At 70.8% G+C, this 19880-nt stretch carries 22 protein-coding genes; 8 read left to right on the top strand and 14 right to left on the bottom strand.

Translation table 11 applies throughout. The features are described 5' to 3' along the window. Positions 1-143 precede the first annotated feature (143 nt). Positions 144-1178: a class II fructose-bisphosphatase gene (gene glpX, locus O7621_RS11575; RefSeq protein ID WP_282233965.1), complete on the top strand. Its 1035-nt coding sequence runs from the start codon at positions 144-146 to the stop codon at positions 1176-1178. Between the two features lie 12 nt (positions 1179-1190). On the opposite strand, the gene O7621_RS11570 is transcribed toward glpX, so the two are convergent. The 5 genes from O7621_RS11570 to O7621_RS11550 form a co-directional block, all read right to left on the bottom strand. Then, on the bottom strand, positions 1191-1838 hold the full coding sequence (locus O7621_RS11570) for a rhomboid family intramembrane serine protease (RefSeq protein ID WP_282233964.1): 648 nt from the start codon (positions 1836-1838) through the stop codon (positions 1191-1193). A gap of 145 nt (positions 1839-1983) precedes the next feature. Further along, the gene (locus O7621_RS11565; RefSeq protein WP_282233963.1) at positions 1984-2664 is read right to left on the bottom strand and encodes a lytic transglycosylase domain-containing protein; all 681 of its coding nucleotides are present in this window, start codon (positions 2662-2664) and stop codon (positions 1984-1986) included. A 382-nt stretch (positions 2665-3046) separates the two neighbouring features. Continuing rightward, entirely contained in the window at positions 3047-4489 is a 1443-nt protein-coding gene (locus O7621_RS11560) for a PhoH family protein (protein ID WP_282233962.1), read from the bottom strand. Positions 4490-4935: 446 nt separating this feature from the next. Next, a complete protein-coding gene (locus O7621_RS11555; RefSeq protein WP_282233961.1) occupies positions 4936-5292 on the bottom strand; it encodes a hypothetical protein in 357 nt (118 codons plus the stop codon). Positions 5293-5314: 22 nt separating this feature from the next. Continuing rightward, the gene (locus O7621_RS11550; protein ID WP_278167105.1) at positions 5315-5659 is read right to left on the bottom strand and encodes a hypothetical protein; all 345 of its coding nucleotides are present in this window, start codon (positions 5657-5659) and stop codon (positions 5315-5317) included. Between the two features lie 264 nt (positions 5660-5923). Between O7621_RS11550 and O7621_RS11545 the strand changes: the two genes are divergently transcribed. The 3 genes from O7621_RS11545 (at position 5924) to otsB (ending at position 7842) form a co-directional block, all read left to right on the top strand. Next, positions 5924-6364, top strand: a complete 441-nt coding sequence (locus tag O7621_RS11545) for an XRE family transcriptional regulator (protein ID WP_282233960.1) — start codon at positions 5924-5926, stop codon at positions 6362-6364. A 174-nt stretch (positions 6365-6538) separates the two neighbouring features. Continuing rightward, positions 6539-6913: a hypothetical protein gene (locus O7621_RS11540; RefSeq protein ID WP_278167102.1), complete on the top strand. Its 375-nt coding sequence runs from the start codon at positions 6539-6541 to the stop codon at positions 6911-6913. 104 nt (positions 6914-7017) lie between these two features. Next, positions 7018-7842 (top strand): trehalose-phosphatase, encoded by an 825-nt coding sequence (otsB, locus tag O7621_RS11535; RefSeq protein WP_282233959.1) that lies wholly within the window; start codon positions 7018-7020, stop codon positions 7840-7842. Positions 7843-7873: 31 nt separating this feature from the next. Here the strand turns inward: otsB and O7621_RS11530 are convergent, their stop codons facing one another. The 4 genes from O7621_RS11530 to O7621_RS11515 are packed head-to-tail and all read right to left on the bottom strand — an operon-like array spanning position 7874 to position 12668. Next, positions 7874-8644, bottom strand: a complete 771-nt coding sequence (locus O7621_RS11530) for an isoprenyl transferase (RefSeq protein WP_282233958.1) — start codon at positions 8642-8644, stop codon at positions 7874-7876. Between the two features lie 10 nt (positions 8645-8654). After that, entirely contained in the window at positions 8655-9827 is a 1173-nt protein-coding gene (locus tag O7621_RS11525; RefSeq protein WP_282233957.1) for a geranylgeranyl reductase family protein, read from the bottom strand. A 13-nt stretch (positions 9828-9840) separates the two neighbouring features. Beyond that, positions 9841-10800: a hypothetical protein gene (locus tag O7621_RS11520; protein WP_348775299.1), complete on the bottom strand. Its 960-nt coding sequence runs from the start codon at positions 10798-10800 to the stop codon at positions 9841-9843. A gap of 20 nt (positions 10801-10820) precedes the next feature. Further along, complete coding sequence (locus tag O7621_RS11515) at positions 10821-12668, bottom strand: phosphoenolpyruvate carboxykinase (GTP) (protein WP_282233956.1); 1848 nt, start codon at positions 12666-12668, stop codon at positions 10821-10823. Between the two features lie 350 nt (positions 12669-13018). On the opposite strand from O7621_RS11515, the gene O7621_RS11510 reads away from it, so the two are divergent. From O7621_RS11510 to O7621_RS11500, 3 genes are all read left to right on the top strand, one after another. After that, entirely contained in the window at positions 13019-13555 is a 537-nt protein-coding gene (locus tag O7621_RS11510; RefSeq protein ID WP_282233955.1) for a GtrA family protein, read from the top strand. A gap of 68 nt (positions 13556-13623) precedes the next feature. Continuing rightward, positions 13624-14307 (top strand): GtrA family protein, encoded by a 684-nt coding sequence (locus O7621_RS11505; RefSeq protein ID WP_282233954.1) that lies wholly within the window; start codon positions 13624-13626, stop codon positions 14305-14307. Positions 14308-14316: 9 nt separating this feature from the next. After that, positions 14317-14814, top strand: a complete 498-nt coding sequence (locus tag O7621_RS11500; protein ID WP_278167091.1) for a MaoC/PaaZ C-terminal domain-containing protein — start codon at positions 14317-14319, stop codon at positions 14812-14814. A gap of 55 nt (positions 14815-14869) precedes the next feature. Here O7621_RS11500 and O7621_RS11495 read toward each other — a convergent pair whose 3' ends face one another. From O7621_RS11495 to O7621_RS11485, 3 genes are all read right to left on the bottom strand, one after another. Further along, the gene (locus tag O7621_RS11495) at positions 14870-15466 is read right to left on the bottom strand and encodes a PH domain-containing protein (protein ID WP_282233953.1); all 597 of its coding nucleotides are present in this window, start codon (positions 15464-15466) and stop codon (positions 14870-14872) included. Positions 15467-15561: 95 nt separating this feature from the next. Continuing rightward, entirely contained in the window at positions 15562-16464 is a 903-nt protein-coding gene (locus tag O7621_RS11490; protein WP_282233952.1) for a biotin--[acetyl-CoA-carboxylase] ligase, read from the bottom strand. A 22-nt stretch (positions 16465-16486) separates the two neighbouring features. Beyond that, complete coding sequence (locus O7621_RS11485; protein ID WP_282233951.1) at positions 16487-17020, bottom strand: hypothetical protein; 534 nt, start codon at positions 17018-17020, stop codon at positions 16487-16489. Between the two features lie 161 nt (positions 17021-17181). Here O7621_RS11485 and O7621_RS11480 point away from each other — a divergent pair, with 161 nt between their 5' ends. Further along, on the top strand, positions 17182-18774 hold the full coding sequence (locus tag O7621_RS11480) for an acyl-CoA carboxylase subunit beta (RefSeq protein WP_282234552.1): 1593 nt from the start codon (positions 17182-17184) through the stop codon (positions 18772-18774). Positions 18775-18814: 40 nt separating this feature from the next. Here O7621_RS11480 and O7621_RS11475 read toward each other — a convergent pair whose 3' ends face one another. Both O7621_RS11475 and O7621_RS11470 read right to left on the bottom strand, forming a co-directional pair. After that, a complete protein-coding gene (locus O7621_RS11475; RefSeq protein WP_282234551.1) occupies positions 18815-19543 on the bottom strand; it encodes a M50 family metallopeptidase in 729 nt (242 codons plus the stop codon). 39 nt (positions 19544-19582) lie between these two features. Continuing rightward, entirely contained in the window at positions 19583-19828 is a 246-nt protein-coding gene (locus tag O7621_RS11470) for a hypothetical protein (protein ID WP_282233950.1), read from the bottom strand. Positions 19829-19880 lie beyond the last annotated feature (52 nt).

Here is a 19880-nt window from a genome sequence, read left to right as displayed (position 1 = left end):
GCGGACCGGCCTGCGGCCGGGTCACTCCGCGACCACCCCGCGACTACCTGGCACCGTCGTGACGTGCCAGGATTCACTCAGGACCGGAGCCGGCGACGCTGTGCTCCGGGATGCGCCCCGCACCGTCGCGAGGAGGAGCACCGATGACTGGAACCGGCACCCGCAGCCCGCAGAATCTCGACCGTAACCTGGCCCTGGACCTGGTCCGGGTGACCGAAGCCGCGGCGATGGCCGCCGGCCGGTGGGTGGGTCGGGGAGACAAGGAAGGCGGCGACGGCGCCGCGGTCGACGCGATGCGCAAACTGATCAACTCGATCCAGATGCGTGGCGTCGTCGTGATCGGCGAGGGCGAGAAGGACAACGCCCCGATGCTGTTCAACGGTGAACGGGTCGGTGACGGCTCCGGGCCGGAGGTCGACGTCGCCGTCGACCCGATCGACGGCACCACCCTGATGAGCAAGGGCATGCCGAACGCCCTCGCGGTGCTGGCGGTGGCGGAGCGGGGCGCCATGTTCGACCCCAGCGCGGTCTTCTACATGGAGAAGCTGGCCGTCGGCCCGGACTGCGCCGACGTCATCGACATCGAGGCCGGGGTGCGGGAGAACCTGCAGCGGATCGCCCGGGTCAAGAAGTCGAGCGTCTCCGACGTGACGGTGAGCATCCTCGACCGGCCCCGCCACACCGAACTGGTGCAGGAGATCCGCGACGCGGGTGCCCGGATCCGGTTCCTGTCCGACGGTGACATCGCCAGTGCGATCTCGGCGGCCCGCGAGGAGTCCGACGTCGACGTGCTGATGGGCATCGGCGGAACCCCGGAGGGGATCATCGCCGCCTGCGCGTTGAAGTGCATGGGCGGCGCGATGCAGGCCAAGCTCTGGCCACGCGACGACGCGGAGCGGGACAAGGCCGTCGCGGCCGGGCACGATCTGGGCCGGGTGCTGCGCACCGACGACCTGGTGACCGGCGACAACTGCTTCTTCGTCGCCACCGGCGTCACCTCAGGAGACCTGTTGCACGGGGTGCGGTACCGCTCCGGTGGGGCGTACACCCAGTCGATTGTGATGCGCTCCAAGAGCGGCACGATCCGGGTGATCGACTCGCATCACCGGCTTGAGAAGCTGGCGCTCTACTCGGCGGTCGACTTCGACGGACGGCCGATCGCCGAGCTCGGTCTCTGACCCAGGGCGCGGTCAGGGCATGGTGAGCGGGTCCGGATCGTACGGATCGTAGTCGCGCCGGCGGCGGAACAGGATCGCGGCGAGCACCCCGCCGACGAATCCGAAGAGATGGCCCTGCCAGGAGATCAACGCGTCGGTCGGCAGGATGCCGACCAGCTGCCAGCCGTAGAGCAGGCCGACCAGCAGGACGACGCCGAGGTTCCACCAGGTGCGCTCGACGATGCCGCGCATCAGCACCAGACCGAGGTAGCCGAAGACGACACCGCTGGCGCCGACCACGACGGTGTTCGGCGCGCCGGCGAACCACACGCCGAGCCCGCTGACCAGGATGATCACCAGGGTGGAGTAGAGGAACCGGCGGACCCCGGCGGCCAGGACGAAGGTGCCCAGCAGGATCAACGGAACGCTGTTGCTGTAGAGGTGGTCGAAGCCGTGGTGCAGGAACGGGGCGAAGAACACCCCGTCCAGCCCGTCGATGCGCCGGGGGATGATGCCGGCGGCCAGATCAAAGCCGGCGCTCAGCCAGACGTCGAACGCCTCGATGACGAACAGCACCGGGACGACCGCGCACATTGCGACGAACGCCCGGCCCAGCGAGGCGTAGAAGGCCTCGGTGCCGAAGCGGTTCGGGTCACCACCGGAGGTCCCCATGTACGCCATCTCCAAGTAGCTATCAGGTCCGCGCAACCGACGCCAGCCGACAGCTGGCGAAACCGCACAAAAACACCGGCGGCGGTACGGACGATCAGGTCCGTACCGCCGCCGGTGACGAGTGCGACAGGTGCTGCCGACAGTCCGGACCGGATCAGTACCAGCCGGCGTTCTGTGACTGCTGCCACGCGCCGCACGGGGTGCCGTAACGGCCGCTGATGTACCCGAGGCCCCACTTGATCTGGGTCGCCGGGTTGGTCTGCCAGTCGGCACCGGCCGAGGCCATCTTGCTGCCCGGTAGCGCCTGGGGAATACCGGTGGCGCCGGAGGCCGCGTTGTAGGCCTTGTGGTTCCAGCCGCTCTCCTTGTTCCACAGCTTGTTCAGGCAGGCGAACTGGTCGAGACCCCACCCCTTCTCCAGGGTAAGGGCGCAGCCGATCGCCCGGTTGCCGCTGAACTCGTCGCAGGACTCCGGAATCTCGCCGGTGAAGGGCACCGTCGCCGCCGGCGGCCGGGCCGCCGCCTCCTGCTGCTTCTGCTGGGTCACCTGCTCTGCCCGCTTGGCCTTGGCCGCCTCGGCCTTGGCCGTGGCGAGAGCCTTCTCCGTGGCTTCCCGTTCGGCGGTACGGCGTTGCACCGTCATCCGCTGGTGTTCGGCCCGGCGCTGGCGCAGCAGTTCGAGCTCGACCTGCTCGGCCTCGGCGGCCAGGCGGGCGTCGCTGATGCGTTGCTGGGTCTCCCGGTCGCTTTCCAGGTAGAACCCGCCGGCGACGCCTGTCACGAGCAGGCCGACGGCGAGTGCCCGGACACCGAACCGGCTCCACAGCCGACTCACGAAGTGGTCCCTTCGTCGGGGGCAAGGACACGGCGGGCCGGGCTGGTCGGCACCGCTCGCGCCCGCGTGCCCGGCCGACTGAACGGCCGGCTCGCGGCGGCCGCCGCCAGGTGCGGCGCGACCGTCACGTGCGGGTGCGGCGGTGCGGCTGGTCCGAGCACGCCGTGAGCGCCCGACCGGGTTGGTCGCGCGTCGGCCGGCCGCGATGGTGGTCGGCTGACGCACCACCACCGACGACCCGGATATCGGTCGTCGCCGGTGCGCGCGCTCGTCGACCACCATCGCTCACGGTGAGGCCGTTGGGAAACGCGGGACTTTGAATGTGATACTGGTCACGCCAATTTTCACCCTAAAGTGGGGCATAGACCCGCACCGGGCGAGGTCAACGTGGGATGTCCTCCAACAGATCAGTAACCATTTCGGCGATGGGAGAACGCTCCGAACGGGTCAGCGTCACATGGGCGAACAGCGGATGGCCCTTCAGCGCCTCGATCACCGCGGTCACCCCGTCGTGCCGGCCCACCCGCAGGTTGTCCCGCTGCGCGACGTCGTGGGTGAGCACCACCCGGGAGCCCTGTCCGATCCGGGACAGCACGGTCAGCAGGACATTGCGTTCCAACGACTGGGCCTCGTCCACGATCACGAAGGCGTCGTGCAGGCTGCGGCCCCGGATGTGGGTCAACGGCAGCACTTCCAGCATGCCGCGGGCGAGCACCTCCTCCATCACGTTCTCGTGCACCACCGCGCCGAGGGTGTCGAAGACCGCCTGGGCCCAGGGCGACATCTTCTCCGACTCGGATCCGGGCAGGTAACCGAGCTCCTGACCGCCGACGGCGTACAGCGGACGGAAGACGACGACCTTCTTGTGCCGACGCCGTTCCATCACCGCTTCCAACCCGGCGCACAGCGCCAGCGCCGACTTGCCGGTGCCGGCCCGACCGCCCAGCGAGACGATCCCGATCGACTCGTCGAGCAGCAGGTCCAACGCGATCCGCTGCTCGGCGGAGCGACCACGCAGCCCGAACGCCTCCCGGTCGCCGCGTACCAGCCGTACCGTCTTGTCGGCCATCACCCGCCCGAGCGCGGCGCCGCCGGTGCCGTGCAGCACCAGGCCGGTGTGGCAGGGCAGCCCGGCGGCGCTGTCCAGGTCGACGGCCTCGCCCGCGTACAACTGCTTGACCTGTTCGTCGGTGGACTCCAGCTCGGCCATTCCGGTCCAGGTCGGGTCGCTGGCCTGGCCGTGCCGGTACTCGTCGGCGACCAGACCGACCGAGGCGGCCTTGACCCGCAGCGGCATGTCCTTGCTGACCAGAACCACGTCCCGGCCCTCCGCGCCCATGCTGAGCGCGACCGACAGGATCCGGGTGTCGTTGGACTCGTTGCGGAACCCTGGCGGCAGTACGTCGGTGTCGGCGTGGTTGAGCTCGACCCGCAACGTGCCGCCCGACTCGTTGGCCGGCACCGGCTGGTCCAACCGGCCATGGCGGACCCGGAGTTCGTCCAGCATCCGCAGGGACTGCCGGGCGAACCAGCCAAGCTCCGGATGGTGCCGCTTGCCTTCCAGCTCGGAGATCACCACCAGCGGGATCACCACCTCGTGCTCGGCGAACCGGTGGAACGCCCCTGGGTCGGACAGCAGGACCGAGGTGTCCAGGACGTACGCGCGGGCGGTGACTGGCGGCTCCGGTTGGGCTGGGCCGGCGGACCGGTCGGCCGACTCGGACGCGGCGGCGTCCGGGGCTCGGCGGGTCCGGCTACGGCTGGACGGGACAGCGGCGGCGGTCGGGCTCTGATCGGCCCCGGGGGTGGTACGTCGACTCGTCACAGGCCTGCTCCGTCGGGCGTGCACCCGATCCGCCCGCGATCCGGCTCCACCGGGGCCCGAAGGCACGGGTCGGATGCGGAACCCATGCGACTGCAGGTCCGGACCGTCCGGCTGGCCCGGGACGACCCCGGACCATGACTAGACGCTAGCCGCCGGATCCCGACCTCGGCTAGGCGTCAGAGCCGATCTTCGGCCCACACACCGGAGGTGAGCGGGGCAACCGGCGATCCGTACCCAGGTCCGACACACACCGGTCACGCGACGGACACGTCAGAACCGCGCAGGCGGCCGGCCGGGATGCGCACCCCCTGCACGCATCCCGGCCGGGAGGAACTCCGGCGCGGTGACGCCGGGTTCCCAGGCGGTGTCGCGTCCGCCTCAACACGACACCGCACTCGGGTAAAGCTCATCGCTGCGGCCGACATCCCCTGACCGGCTGCGGCCGGTCAGGGATGTCGGCCGGCCAGCAGTTCCGTCGAGTGCCGGCCACCGGTCCCACCGAAGCCAGGCCCACCAAGGCCAGGCCCACCGACGACGGCCGCGCCGGTGTACGTGGTGCCCGGACGGACCGCCAGATCGACTCCGGTGGCCACCGGACGGGCTGGTTCCGGCAGCACCGACGCGATCGCGGCCCGGGTCTCCCGGCGCCGCCGGGTCCACGCACCGCGGTCACCGTCGAAGTACCCCTGCCGGTAGCCGAACCGGTAGCCGATTCGGTAGCTGAGCTGGCCGTGCAGCCGGCCGGCGGCGTAACTGGCCGAGGCCAGCAGCAACACCAGGAAGACCGCGAAGAACGAGCTCATCCGGTCGCCCCGATCTCTGGGATCATGTCTCCTCCGACTCGAACGACGTCGGGTCGTCGGTGAGCAGCCGATCGATATCGTCGGTCCTCACCTCTTCGACCAGTTCGACGCTGATCCGGCAACCGCCCAGCACCACCTCGGCCACCGAGGCCCGCCGGATCTCCCCTCCGGCGTCGTAGACCCGCACACTCAACTCCGGACAGCCGAGGTGCGCCCGCCACGCGTTCCACTCGGACCGGTCCCCCACGTTGAGCGACAGGTGACGACACCCCCGGGCCAGGTACAGCCGCCACGGCGCGGTCAAACCGCCGGCGACGGCGTCCGCGATCAGGCCGAAGGCCTGGGCCCGGGTCGCGAGTTCGGTCACCGCACCGTCTCCGTCACGTGTAAGCGACAACTCCACTCACTCAGCGTCTCAGGCACGTGACGTAGAGTAAAGCGTCACGCGCAAGTGACAGCATCGTCTTTTCGGGTGATTAGCGCCACCCCACTTCGCCCTTAGACTGCACCCGTGGCACCCCTCGTGACAAGGGAAGATTTCCCGACAGAGATTCACAAAGCTCTGTCACAAACGCAGTACAGACGGCTTCCTGCCCCCAGGAAAAGCGGTGATTCGCCGTACCGTCGGCCGGTGCCGGACAGCTCCGCCGCGCGGAAGATCGCCTTCGCCGCCTTCGTACGCAAGGCGCTCGCCGACGCACGCGCGACCCGAGCCTGGACCGGCTCGGAGGTCTCCCGGCGCACCGGCGTGTCCCGCCAGACCATCAACCGATGGGTACGCGGCGAGTGGTCCAGTGATCCGGAGGCCGAGCGGGTGGTCTCGTTCTGCGAGGGACTGGGGATCAGCCCGACGATCGCGTTCGGCGTACTCGGCTGGGACCGCGCCACCAGCGCCCGACCCGCACCCTCGGCGCCGCCGATGGACCCGGACGTGGAGGCACTGCTCCGCCGGCTGGTCGACCCAAACGTTTCAGATGCGGAGAAATTTCACATCAGGGAGACGATCCGCTATCTCGCCTATCGACCCCCACTGCCCGTCGAACCTCGCAAAGGACCCAAGCGGGCAGGGTAGTTCTCAGATGGCGAAAGAAAGCCGATCAAGCGGCCCGATTCTGCCCCACTTGCACGCTGAGTCACGATAGCGTTCCTCTCCGTACTGCTTGGGCTCGTCATCCACGGGGGACGGGACAAGGCCGGACACAGCCCGGACACAGCCCTGCGGGACAGGAGGGAGGGTCGATACCCGATGACCCTCAAATGGTCGGCAGTCGTGATCGCGGCCGTCGCGATCACGCTTTACGGCACCACGAATATCGTGGTCGCCGTCCTGAGTAGCGGCGAGGTGCCAGCGGTGGTGAACCTGTTCGTCATCGCCTGCGCGTCCGTCGCCACGCTGGTGGCGGTCATCGCGCACCTCAACGACCGGCAGCAGGGACGGCTGACCGCGCTCACCGAATTTCTCGTCGCCCGGCTCAATGAAGTCGATTCACACGTCGCAGACCGCAACTCCGGCTTCGTCGAGGGCTATTTGCTCCGGCAGGGGCAGCAACACGACGCGGCAGTCGTGCAATTTCCACCGCGGATGCACGGTCGGCGACTGATGAGCGGCGGTGACGACTGACCCGCCGGGTGGTTCGCGGACCGTAGTCACCAGCGCCGACGTCCCCGAACGTTCACCCGCCGGGAGGTCTGGCACCTGCGGCGGCAGCAGGTACGCTGACGCCCGTGCGGCCGTTCGAGGTAGGAAACCAGCGCTTGGCCCGTCCGCTGACCGCGGAGCAGGCATGGCGAGCCACCATCGATCGCGCCGACCGGTGCGTGCTGTTCTTCGACTTCGACGGCACCCTCGCCCCGGTCGGTGACGATCCCACGTCGGTGCAGCCCGCGCCCAAGGTGCTGGCGGCGATCGAGTCGCTCGCCGGGGTGGTGCAGCGGATAGCGATCGTGTCGGCCCGACCGGTCGACTTCCTCCGGGCCCAGTTCGCCACGATCAGCGAGGTCGACCTGTACGGGCTGTACGGGCTGGAGCACAGCCACGGATCCGGACCGACGGTCACCGAGCCGGCCGCGCTGCCCTGGGTCCCGGCGATGCAGGAGCTGGCCGACCGGGCCCGCGCCGAGCTGCCCGCCAGCGCACTGGTCGAATACAAACGGCTGTCCGTCGCGCTGCATTACCGGACCGCGCCCGAGCTCGCCGAAACCGTCGAATCGTGGGGGCAGGCCCAGGCCGAACAGCTCGGCCTGCGGGTGCAGAGCGGGCGAATGGTCATCGAGATCAAGCCGCCGGTCGACCGCGACAAGGGCATGGTCATCGGCGACGCGGTCGGCACCGCCGGCTGCGCCTGGTACTTCGGTGACGACGTCTCCGACATCAAGGCCTTCGCCGCGCTCCGGGCACACGCCAGCGCCAACCCTGACTTCTTCGGCGTCTGCGTGGCGGTGGCCAACGCCGAGACCGGGCACGATGTGTCAGCGGCCGCCGACCTCACCATCGACTCGCCGGAAGCGCTCGGCGATTTCCTGACCTCCGCCGTGCACGCCCTGGACTGACACCACCCGGCAGGGACGGCCCCGGGGGTCGTCAGGCGCCGTACCGGCGTTGCCGGTTCGCGTACGACCGCAACGCCCGCAGGAAGTCCACCCGACGGAAGTCGGGCCAGTTCACGTCGCAGAAGTAGAACTCCGAGTGCGCCGACTGCCACAGCAGGAAGCCGGAGAGCCGCTGCTCACCGCTGGTCCGGATGACCAGGTCCGGGTCCGGCTGACCACGGGTGTAGAGGTGCTCGGCGATGTGGTCGACGTCGAGCACCTCGGCCAGCTCCTCCAGGGTGCCGCCGGACTTGGCGTGCTCGTGCAACAGCGAGCGGACCGCGTCGGCGATCTCCCGGCGGCCACCGTAGCCGACCGCGATGTTCACCTGCGCGCCCTCGGACCGGGTCTGGGTACGCTCCTGCGCGGCCTTCAACGCCGTCGCGGTGGAATTCGGCAGCAGGTCCAGCGCACCGACGATGCGCAGCCGCCAGGGGTTGCCCTCCTCGGCCAGCTCGGTGACCAGATCCTCGATGATGCTCAGCAGCGGATCCAGCTCGCGGGCCGGCCGACGCAGGTTGTCGGTGGCCAGCAGGTACAGCGTGACGTGACCGATACCGGCCTGGTCACACCAGTTCAACAGATGTTTGATCTTCGCTGCGCCGACCCGGTGCCCGTCGTTGGGATCCACGAACCCCATTTCCCGGGCCCACCGGCGGTTACCGTCGCACATCACGCCCACGTGGCCGGGCACCGGCTTGCCCGCCAGTCTCGCCATGAGCCGTCGCTCATAGACCGAGTAGAGCAGCTCCCGCAGAGTCATCAGAAGCAGACTAGCGACCGGAGCGCCGTCGCGCGGTATCGGCCGCCCGGCGGATCGTCAGTTGCGCGGCGAGCCGGCGCACCGTGACCGCGTCCAGCCGGCCGTCGCCGAGACCGAGTTCGACGATGGTGTCGAAGACGCGCCGGTCCCGCGCCGCCGCCGCGACGGCGGCGTCCACCGTCGTCGGCCGCCGGGCCAGCCAGGCGCCGACGGCGCTGTGCCGCAGGTGCCCGCCGAGGCGTCGGCGCAACGCCTGCCGGTAGCGGCGGGCGGCGAGCGGCGGCGTACCGGCCGCCGCCGCACCGGCCAGGGCACCGGACAGCACCGCGTAGAAGATGCCCTCGCCGGTGAACGGGTTGATCAGCGACAGCGCGTCGCCAGCCAGCACCAGCCGACCCGCACCCACCGGCGGCCGCCGGGTGGACAGCGGTAGATGATGCGCCCGCAGATCGGTGACCTGCGCCACGTCGGTGCCGGGCAGCAGCGCGCACAGCCGGTCCAGTAGTCGGGCCCGGGTCAACGGTCGGCCGCGCAGCACCTCCCCGTACCCGATGTTCGCCCGCCCGTCACCGATCGGAAAGGCCCAGGCGTACGCCGGCCAACCGGCCGCTGTGGTGACGATCCGCTGTTCGCCGGGTCTGGTGACGGCCCCGACCGGCGCGTAGCCGCGAATCGCCAGGGCCAGATGTCCGTCCGGGTTGGTGCCGTGGCCCAACGCCCGGCGTACCACTGATCCCGCGCCGTCCGCGCCGACCACCGCCCGCGCCGCGATCTCGCCGTCGAGCAGCACTAGGTCGTCGCGGACCGTGACCCGCCGTACGGTGTGCCGGCGCAGCCGCGCGCCGACGGCGACCGCAGCGGCGACCAGCCGGGCGTCGAAGACGGCCCGCGGCACCGTGTACGCCGGACGGACCAGCTCGGCGGCGACCTGCCCGCCGTGCGGAGCGACCAGCCGGAGCCGGTTGACCGGGGTGAACCCGTCGACCGGGTCGGGCACGTCCAGCCCGGCCAGCACGTCGAGGGCGTGCGGTGCGATGCCATCGCCGCACGGCTTGTCGCGGGGAAAGTCGGCCCGATCCAGCAGCAGCACCCGGGCACCGGCCCGGCGGGCGGCGATCGCGGCGGCGGCACCGGCCGGCCCGGCACCGACCACCGCGACGTCGACGACCGACGCACCGTCCACCTGGACCTCCTCGTCAGGCCGGTTCGGTGCCGGCGACCGTCCGGCCGGGCTCGGAACCGACGGTCCCCCGGCCGGGCTCGGCGCTGCCCGCCGCCCGGCCACCCTCGACGCGACCGGCCCGCCACACACCGTAGAAGGCCAGCACCACCGCCACCACCAGCGGCGCGCCGTCGCGGACCAGACCGTCCACGCCGAGCAGCCACCAGCACAGCGGCAGGTCGATCGCGAGCACCCCGAGGCTGACCAGGACCAGCAGCCAGCCTGCCCAGCGTCGACCGCGCAGCATGAAGAACGACACCAGCAGCACCAGCCAGCTGGTGGCGGTGGCGACCGCGATCCAGGCCACCACCGCCGGGGTGGCGACCAGTCGGCCGTCGAGCAGCACCCCGATCGAGACCAGCGCCGGCACCAGCATCAACGGTGGGTAGGTGAAGGCCGAGACGCGGGCGACGAGCAGCCAGGCGGCGACCGGCGGCCGCCGGGGCGGGGCCTCGCGCCAGGTCAGCCGCCGGCCGTCGCGGACCAGCCGGGCCGGGTGCCGGGTCAGCTGCGCACCGACCGCCGGGGACCGGTACAGCAGGCACACCACGGCCAGGCAGAGCCCGGCGACCAGGCCGAACCCGACCACCCCGGGCAGCGGCGGTACGCCGGAGCGCGGCACCACCAGCCGGCCGAGCGCGAAGACGGTGGTGACCGCCAGGATCAGCCCGAACGGTCGGGCCCCGGCCCGGCCCCGGCGTACCTGCCGGATCAGGACCAGGAAGCCGAACGCCCGCAGCAGCGCCCAGCCGGAGCGGACCGCCACACCGATGTCCCGCTCGGCGGCGTACCACCAGTTGAGCAGGTCGACCACGACGGTGGCCGCGGCGGTGAGGGCGAGCAACCCGACCAGCCGGCGGACCGGCGGCGGCAGGCGGGGCACGGCCGGGCGGACCGGTCCGGCGCGGCCCGCACCGGGATCGACTGCCGCCACCGGCGCAGGCTATCCAACGGTCAGTCGGCAACGTCCAACCGGGCCCGCAGCGCGTCCAGCTCCGCCCAGAGCACCCCGGGCAGTTTGTCGCCGAACCGCTCGAACCATTCGGTGATCTGCGGCAGTTCCGCGCGCCACTGCGCCGGGTCGACGGCGAGCGCGGCGGCCACGTCGGCCGGGTCGACGTCCAGGCCGGACAGGTCGAGCGCGTCGACGGTCGGTACGTTGCCGATCGGGGTCTCCACCGCCGTGCCGGTGCCGTCCAGCCGCTCGACGATCCATTTGAGCACCCGGGAGTTCTCCCCGAAGCCGGGCCAGAGGAACCGGCCGTCGTCGTCGCGGCGGAACCAGTTGACGTAGAAGATCCGGGGCAGCTTGGCGGCGTCGCCGTCAGTGCCCTTGCCCATCTCGATCCAGTGCCGGAAGTAGTCCCCGGCGTGGTAGCCGATGAACGGCAGCATCGCCATCGGATCCCGCCGGACCACCCCGACCTTGCCGGCCGCCGCAGCGGTCGTCTCCGAGGAGAGGGTGGCACCCAGGTAGACGCCGTGCACCCAGTCGCGTGCCTCGGTGACCAGCGGCACCGTGGTGCGTCGCCGGCCGCCGAACAGGATCGCGTCGATCGGTACGCCGCGCGGGTCGTGGTACTCGTCGGCCAGGATCGGGCACTGGGTGATCGGGGTGCAGAACCGGCTGTTCGGGTGGGCGGCGTCGGTACCCCGGTCGGGGTTCCAGTCCTCGCCCCGCCAGTCGGTCAGGTGCGCCGGTGGCTCGCCCATCCCCTCCCACCACACGTCGCGGTCGTCGGTCAGCGCGACGTTGGTGAAGATGGAGTTGCCCCGGTCGAGGGTCCGCATCGCGTTGGCATTGGTCCGCCAGTCGGTGCCGGGCGCGACGCCGAAGAGCCCGTACTCGGGGTTGACCGCGTACAGCCGGCCGTCGTCACCGAACCGCATCCAGGCGATGTCGTCGCCGATGGTCTCGACCTTCCAGCCGGGGATGGTCGGCTCCAGCATGGCCAGGTTGGTCTTGCCGCAGGCGGACGGGAACGCGCCGGCGACGTAGCGGACCTGCCCGTCCGGCGTGGTCAGCTTGAGGATCAGCATGTGCTCGGCGAGCCAGCCCTCGTCGCGGGCCATCACGCTGGCGATCCGCAGCGCGTAGCACTTCTTGCCGAGCAGCGAGTTGCCGCCGTAGCCGGATCCGTACGACCAAATTTCCCGGGTCTGCGGAAAGTGCGAAATGTACTTGGTCTCGTTGGCCGGCCACGGCACGTCGGCCTGCCCTGGCTCCAGCGGGGCGCCGACCGAGTGCAGGGCCGGTACGAACTCGGCGTCGTCGCCCATCGCGGCGAGCACCTCGGCGCCCATCCGGGTCATGATCCGCATCGAGGCGACGACGTACGCACTGTCGGTGATCTCCACCCCGAACATCGGCTCCGGGGCGTCCAGCGGGCCCATGCAGAACGGGACCACGTACATGGTCCGGCCGCGCATGCACCCCCGGTACAGCTCGGTCATCACCCGCTTCATCTCGGCGGGGTCCACCCAGTTGTTGGTCGGGCCCGCGTCGGCCTCCTCCGGGGAACAGATGAAGGTACGTTCCTCGACCCGGGCCACGTCGGTCGGGTCGGTGCGGGCCCAGAACGAGTTGGGACGGCGTTCGCTGTCCAGCCGGACCAGGGTGCCGGAGTCGACGAGTTCGTCGGTGAGCCGGTGCCATTCGGCGAGCGAACCGTCGGCCCAGACGACCCGGTCCGGTGTGGTGAGGTTGGCGATCTGACGGACCCAGTCGAGCAGGCGGGCGTGGCTGGTCGGGGCGGGGCCGGGGACGTTCGACGGTACGGACGCGGTGGCCGTTGCAGTCATGGCGATCTCCTCGTGGTCGGCGCTGACCTCGTTCCTGGAGTGCACGGCACCGGCGGATGGTCGGGCCCACCCGCCGGGATACAAGTCCGGGAGTTGGACTCAGGGTAAACCGATTGATCGTTCAGGGCAGCCGAGGAGCTTGTGAAGAAGTGCACAAGTTGTCGACGCATGCAATCTGACGAGCTATTTCTCGCTCCCACGCGCAGTTGCACGCAAGATCTTCCGGCACTCGACCAATCCCAGCCTCAGTTACCCTACGTGTTCACGACTCGAGTGGCGAAAGCGTGGCGCGGCCGGAACTCGGGCGGTGCCGACACATCGGCGGGCGGGAACCCGCTACGCTCGACCACGTGCCCGTCCACGCCGCCGGCGAGCCGACCGCGCCCGCCTCCAGTCCGGGGTTGATCCGCCGGCTCCGGGACCGGTTCGGTCTGCTGGTCCGCGAGATCGGCAAGTTCGGGGTGGTCGGCGGGATCGCCTTCATCGTCGACATCACCCTGTTCAACATCGCTTCAAGCCTGCTCGGGATGGGCCCGCTCAGCGCCAAGACGCTGTCGACAGTGATCGCTGCCTCGGTGGCGTTCGTCGGCAACCGCTTCTGGACCTGGCGGCACTCGGTCAGGTCCGGACTGGCCCGCGAGTACGGCCTCTACTTCTTCTTCAACGCCGTCGGCCTGGGCATCGGTCTGGCCTGTCTGGGGATCAGCCACTACGGGCTGGGCAGCATCTGGCCGGGGGTGTTCCAGACGCTGCTCGCCGACAACATCGCGGCCAACATCGTCGGCGTGGCGGTCGGCACCCTGTTCCGGTTCTGGGCGTACCGCAGGTTCGTGTTCACCGTCGCGGCACCCGCCGTGGTGGCGACCGCCACCAGCGACCGTGACTAGCCCCACCCGGTGCCGCCCTACCCGCCAGTCGACCCGAACGGCCCGTCGACCTGCCGTATGGTGATCTGATGCGAATACTTCGCCTTCTGCCCGAGCGCTGGCAGAGGTTCATCCGCGAGGCGCTGAAGTTCGGCACCGTCGGTGGCATCAACACCGCGGTCAACTTCGCGGTGTTCAACGCTCTGGCACTGACCGTGCTCGCCGACGGTCAACTGAAGGCGACTGTCGTCGCCGCGCTGGTGGCGACCACCAGCTCGTACTTCATGAACCGCCACTGGACCTACCGGGACCGGCCGAAGTCGGCCATCCGGCGGGAGTACGTGCTCTTCTTCCTGTTCAACCTCACCGGCCTGGCGATCGAGGTCGGGGTGCTGGGGCTGGCCAAGTACGGCTTCGGCATCAGCGGGCTGCTGGCCCTGAACATCGTCAAGATCATCGGACTGGTGCTCGGCACCATCTTCCGTTTCTGGGCGTACCGCACGTTCGTCTTCCGCCCGGCACCCGCCGCCCACCCGACCACCGGGACCGGCCCGACCACCGGGACCGGGACCGAACCGGCGGCGCGCGGCCCGGTCCCGCAACAGATCCAGCGGGACGGGCAGCCACCGACCAGCCAGTCGATGCAGGCCCCGGACAGCACGGCACCTCTGGCCAACCAGCTCGACGCCGAACTCGCCGCCGAGCTCGACGCGAAGATCACCGCCGAACTGGACGCGGAGATCGCCGCGGCGACCCGCCCGGCCAGGCGCTGACCGACGGCCGTGCGCTCCGGCACCGGTGCTGACGCCGACCTGTTCTTCGAGGACCTCGCCCCGGGCGGTTCCTTCGACCTCGGCATCACCACCGTGGACGGCGTCGAAATGGTCAGCTTCGCCGAACGCTTCGACCCGCAGTGGTACCACGTCGAGCCGGACCTCGCCCAGGCCAGCCCGTACGGCACCGTGATCGCCAGCGGATTCTTCACCGTCAGCCTGTTCATGCGGGCGTACGTGGACGCGGTGCTGTCCCGGGCCGCCGCCGACACCTCCCCCGGCCTGGAGGAGCTGCGCTGGCTGGCCCCGGTGTACGCCGGTGACCGGCTCGCGGGGCGGCTGGACGTGCTCACCAGGAAGCTGTCCGACGCCCGGCCCGGCCTGGGCACGGTCACCCTGCTGGGGTCGTTGACCCGGCTCGACACCTACGACCGGCCGGAGCGCGAGGTGCTGCGCACCCGGTTCCGTGGCTGGTTCGCGCTACGCGGCGCCGGGCCGACGACCTGACCCGGCTGGCCAGCGGGCCAGGCCGGCTCGGTAGTGCTGGCCAGCCGTCGCCCGGTCAGCGGCCGGGCGAGGCGTTGTCCGGTCGCGTCGGGGCTGCCTGGTCCGGCCCGGTGCGTGCCTCGTCGAGAATTTCCCGCAGCTCGCCGTCGCCCAGGCTGTGCAGATCGTGGTGCGCCTCGACCAGCTCGTAGAGCTGCGTCTGCACCTGACTGACCCCCGGAAGGTCGGGCAGCACGGTCTGCCCGCGTTCACCGGCCGACTCGATGGTCAACGTCCCGCAGCCGAGCAGCCGCTCGCTGAACCGCTGCGTCATGGAGTGGTCGTTGACCCGGTTCAACGGGATGTCCCGGCGCTCCCGGGAGAACACCCCGTGCTGCAGCACCACCCGCTCGTTGGTGAACACGTAGTGCGTACTGCGCCAGACCGCGAACGGCCGGACGGCGAACCAGAGCACCGCGACCAGCGCAAGCGCGAGAATCACGTACCACACGACGGTGGCTGCGGTGCTCTCCGGCAGCAGCAGGAACCCGGCCACCACGGCGGCGACCGCCAGCACCGTCACCGCCACCGGCCGGACCAGCGCCTTCCAGTGCGGGTGCAGGTGCAACACGACATGCTCGTCCGCGGTGAGCATGTCTTCGGGAAATGCCACGGCAACCTCCTAGCCCGGGCCGGGCAGGGGACCCGGCCGGCGGTCCGTACACCGGCCGCCGGGGTGACCGTAGCGGTTGACCGCCACCCGTACGGTCAACCGGGCGTACCGTTTCCCGGCGCGTCGCCGGACCGGACATGCGTCACGTCCCCGGCTGCGACCGGCAGATCGCCGCCGGCCGTACGGACCACCAGGCGACCGTCCTCGTCGACCGTGTCGACCAGCCCGGTGTGCGCCGCTCCGGACGGCAACGAGACCCGCACCTGCCGGCCCACCGTCACGCAGTGCCGCAGGTACGCCGCCCGCAGACCGGACGCGACCGGATCACCGCCGGCGGCCCGCCACCGCCCGTACCAGTCGGCCACCCCGCGCAGCACGGCCCGCAGCAACGGGTCCCGGTCGGTCGCCGCTGCTCCGGCCAGCTGCAGCGAGGTGGCGCGCAGGCCACTGCCGGGCGGCGGCAGCTCGTCGGCGCGCAGCGTCACGTTGAGCCCGATGCCCAGCACAACGGCCGGTCCTGCCGCCCCGTCCGGGGCCGCCTCGGCAAGGATCCCGGCGCACTTCGCCTCGTCGATCAACAGATCGTTGGGCCACTTCAACCCGGCTGGCAACTCGGCGAGCCGGGCCACCGCCTCGGCCAGCGCGACGCCGGCCAACAGCGGCAGCCAGCCGTACCGGGACCCCGGCACCGCCGGCCACGACCGGGTGGGCCGAGCCGCCGCCGGCTGCAGCAGCACGCTGACGGCGAGGCCGGCCCGCGGCGGCGAGGTCCAGTCGCGGCCGAGCCGCCCGCGCCCGGCGTGCTGCTGCTCCGCCGCGATCACCAGCCCTTCGGTGGCACCGGCTCGCGCGGCGGCGAGCACGTCCGCGTTGGTGGAGCCGGTCTGCGCCCGGACCTGCACGTCGGTCCACAGGCCGTCGGGGACGACCAGCGCGCGACGCAGCCCACGCTCGTCCAACGGCGGACGGTCCAGATCGGTGTACGGTGAGCCGGCCATCCGCCCACCCTACGGCGGCTGACTACCGATGGTCGTACCGCTGCGGCACCGGTGCCACGCCACGGTACGGGTGCCCGGTGACGGTCGTACCGACCACCGGCACCGCTGCCGGCGGATCCAACGCGGGGACGGCCGGGTCCGACGTGGGAACGGCCCGGTCCGACGCTCGTACGGGTTGTGCGTAGGCGTCCGTCGGCCGGTCGAACCAGTCGAAATCCTCGTCAGCAGCAGCCGGCGGCGCGGCAACCGGCGGCACAACGACGGGCGGCACAGCGGCCACCGGCGGCTCCGGCAGCACGACGGCGGGTCGACCACCCCGACGTTGGCGCGGCACGGTCACGCCGACCGTATGGCGTCCACCGGGCGTCGCCCGGCGACGGAACAGCCCGGTACGGGTGGCCCGACGTCGCCCCCGCCCTCGACGGCGCCGATGCGGAGCGGCGTCCAGACTTCCGGCCCTGCGGCTGCCGACGGTGGCCGCCCGCGCCGGCCAGAGCGTCCGCCGCATCACCAGCAGCACCGTCAGACCGGACGCGATCAGCGCGACTCCCAACACTGTCACATGGTGGTAACGAATCGGGCAACAGGCAGGAAACGTCGTCCCGGGGTCGATCGACCCGAGCCAGGGCCGGCCCGACGGCGGGCGTACTGAGGGAAACCGCACACCGTCGGCCCCTGACCGGCGGTCGCGACGTCGATAGCATCCGCGGTGTGGGCGTGACGAGCGAGCAGTCCGGGACCGGAACCGACCTCCACAGCACCGCCGGCAAGCTGGCGGACCTGGAGCGCCGGGTCGACGAGGCGGTGCATGCCGGCTCGGCCCGCGCGGTCGAGAAACAGCATGCCCGGGGGAAGAAGACCGCCCGGGAACGGATCGCGATGCTGCTCGACGAGGGTTCCTTCGTCGAGTTGGACGAGCTGGCCCGGCACCGGTCGACCAACTTCGGGTTGGAGCGCACCCGCCCGTACGGCGACGGGGTGGTGACCGGCTACGGCACCGTCGACGGCCGGCAGGTGTGCGTCTTCGCCCAGGACTTCACCGTCTTCGGCGGCTCGCTCGGCGAGGTCTTCGGCGAGAAGATCGTCAAGGTGATGGACCTGGCGATGAAGATCGGCTGCCCGGTGATCGGGATCAACGACTCCGGCGGCGCGCGCATCCAGGAGGGCGTGGTCAGCCTCGGCCTGTACGGCGACATCTTCTTCCGCAACGTCCGCGCCTCCGGCGTCATCCCGCAGATCTCCCTGGTGATGGGGCCGTGCGCAGGTGGTGCGGTGTACTCCCCGGCGGTCACCGACTTCACCGTGATGGTCAACCAGACATCGCACATGTTCATCACCGGCCCGGACGTGATCAAAACGGTCACCGGCGAGGACGTCGGCATGGAGGAGCTCGGCGGCGCCCGCACCCACAACGCCACCAGCGGAAACGCCCACTACCTGGCGACCGACGAGGAGGATGCCGTCGACTACGTCAAGGCGCTGCTGGCGTACCTGCCGAGCAACAACCTGGACGAACCGCCGACGTTGCCGGCCGAGGCGGAGCCGGCCGACATTGAGACCGACCGCGAGCTGGACACCGTCATCCCCGACTCGGCCAACCACCCGTACGACATGCACCGGGTGATCGAACACGTCCTGGACGACGGCGAGTTCCTGGAGATCCAGCCGCTGTACGCGCAGAACATCGTGATCGGCTTCGGCCGCGTCGAGGGCCGGCCGGTCGGGGTGGTCGCCAACCAGCCGATGCACTTCGCCGGCTGCCTGGACATCAAGGCCTCGGAGAAGGCCGCCCGGTTTGTGCGCACCTGCGACGCGTTCAACATCCCGGTGCTGACCTTCGTCGACGTGCCCGGCTTCCTGCCCGGCACCGACCAGGAGTGGGACGGGATCATCCGGCGCGGCGCGAAGTTGATCTACGCGTACGCCGAGGCGACCGTCCCGAAGGTCACCGTCATCACCCGCAAGGCGTACGGCGGCGCGTACGACGTGATGGGGTCGAAGCATCTCGGCGCGGACCTGAACTTCGCCTGGCCGACCGCGCAGATCGCGGTGATGGGCGCACAGGGCGCGGTGAACATCCTCCACCGCGCCGAGCTGGCCGCCGCCGACGACCCGGCAGCGGCCCGGGCGCAGCGGATCGCCGAGTACGAGGAGCGGCTGGCCAACCCGTACGTGGCCGCCGAGCGCGGCTACGTCGACTCGGTCATCGCACCGTCGCAGACCCGGTTGCAGGTGGCGCGCGGGCTGCGGATGCTGCGTGGCAAGCGGGAGACCCTGCCGCCGAAGAAGCACGGCAACATCCCGCTCTGACCGGTCCGGGTCGCAGGGGTAACAGTCGCAGTGGTACGGGTCACCCGCCCGGTGGCGTCGGCAGGTCCAGGTCGGCCAGCCACGGGCTGGCCAGCAGCAGTGCTCCGATGAACAGCGCCGCGAGGTTGATCAGGCCGAAAAATCCCACCCAGACCAGGCCGGGCACCCGCGTCAGCCAGGCGAGCTGGTCGGCGTCCGATTCCGGCGAGCGGCCCTGGGCACGCAGCCGCTGCAGCTCACCGACCGGCCGCACCCCGCCGATCAGCAGGAACCACACACCGGTGTACGCGAACGCGGCCTGCACGTCCGGACCGGCGAACCACGAGACGGCGAAGACCACACCGCCGGTGACCAGGATGGACACGATCCCGAAGAGGTTGCGGATCATCACCAGCATGGCGAGCAGCAGCGCCACGGCGATCCAGAGCAGCAGGGTGATCCGGTTGCCGCCGAGCAGCAGGGCACCGGCCAGCCCGACCAACGACGGCGCGACGTAGCCCGCCAGCAGGGTGAGGATCATGCCCAGCCCGGTCGGCCGGCCAGCCGACAGGGTCAGCCCGGAGGTGTCCGAGTGCAGCCGGATCCCCTTGAGTTTGCGGCCGGTGAGCAGGGCGATCAGCGCATGCCCACCCTCGTGGGCGATGGTGATCGCGTTGCGGCCGATCCGCCAGGGCAGCCGGGTGAGCACCGCGGCCAGCGCGACGGCGGCGGTGACGAGCACGAGCAGTGGCGGCGGGTCGGTCTGGGCCGTGAAAAGGCGGTCCCACATCTCCGTCAGCCCGGTGATCGACACAGCCAGCGAGCCTACTCACCGCTCGCCCCGCCCACCAGACCACCGTCCACCGGCAGGCAGGACCCTAGCTTCGGCGCTGGCCCGCTCACTGACGGTCATGCGGTACGCGGCCACAGCGGCGACCGTCACGGCTGTGCCGCCGGACAGCACCAGCAGTACGGGTATCAAACCGACGCTGGCGACCAGCAGGGCCGCATCGGCCACGGCCACCAGCATCCACAGTGCAACGCTCGGCTTGGCGATCCGTCGACGGTTGACCATGTCGCACCCCTCCTTCCGTCGCGCTCCGGTTGTACCCGGAAGATCGGAAGTT

This window comes from Solwaraspora sp. WMMD937 (assembly GCF_029581175.1).
Lineage (GTDB): Bacteria > Actinomycetota > Actinomycetes > Mycobacteriales > Micromonosporaceae > Micromonospora_E.
Note: the sequence above shows the minus strand (reverse complement) of the source record. Positions and strands in the feature narration are given on the sequence as shown.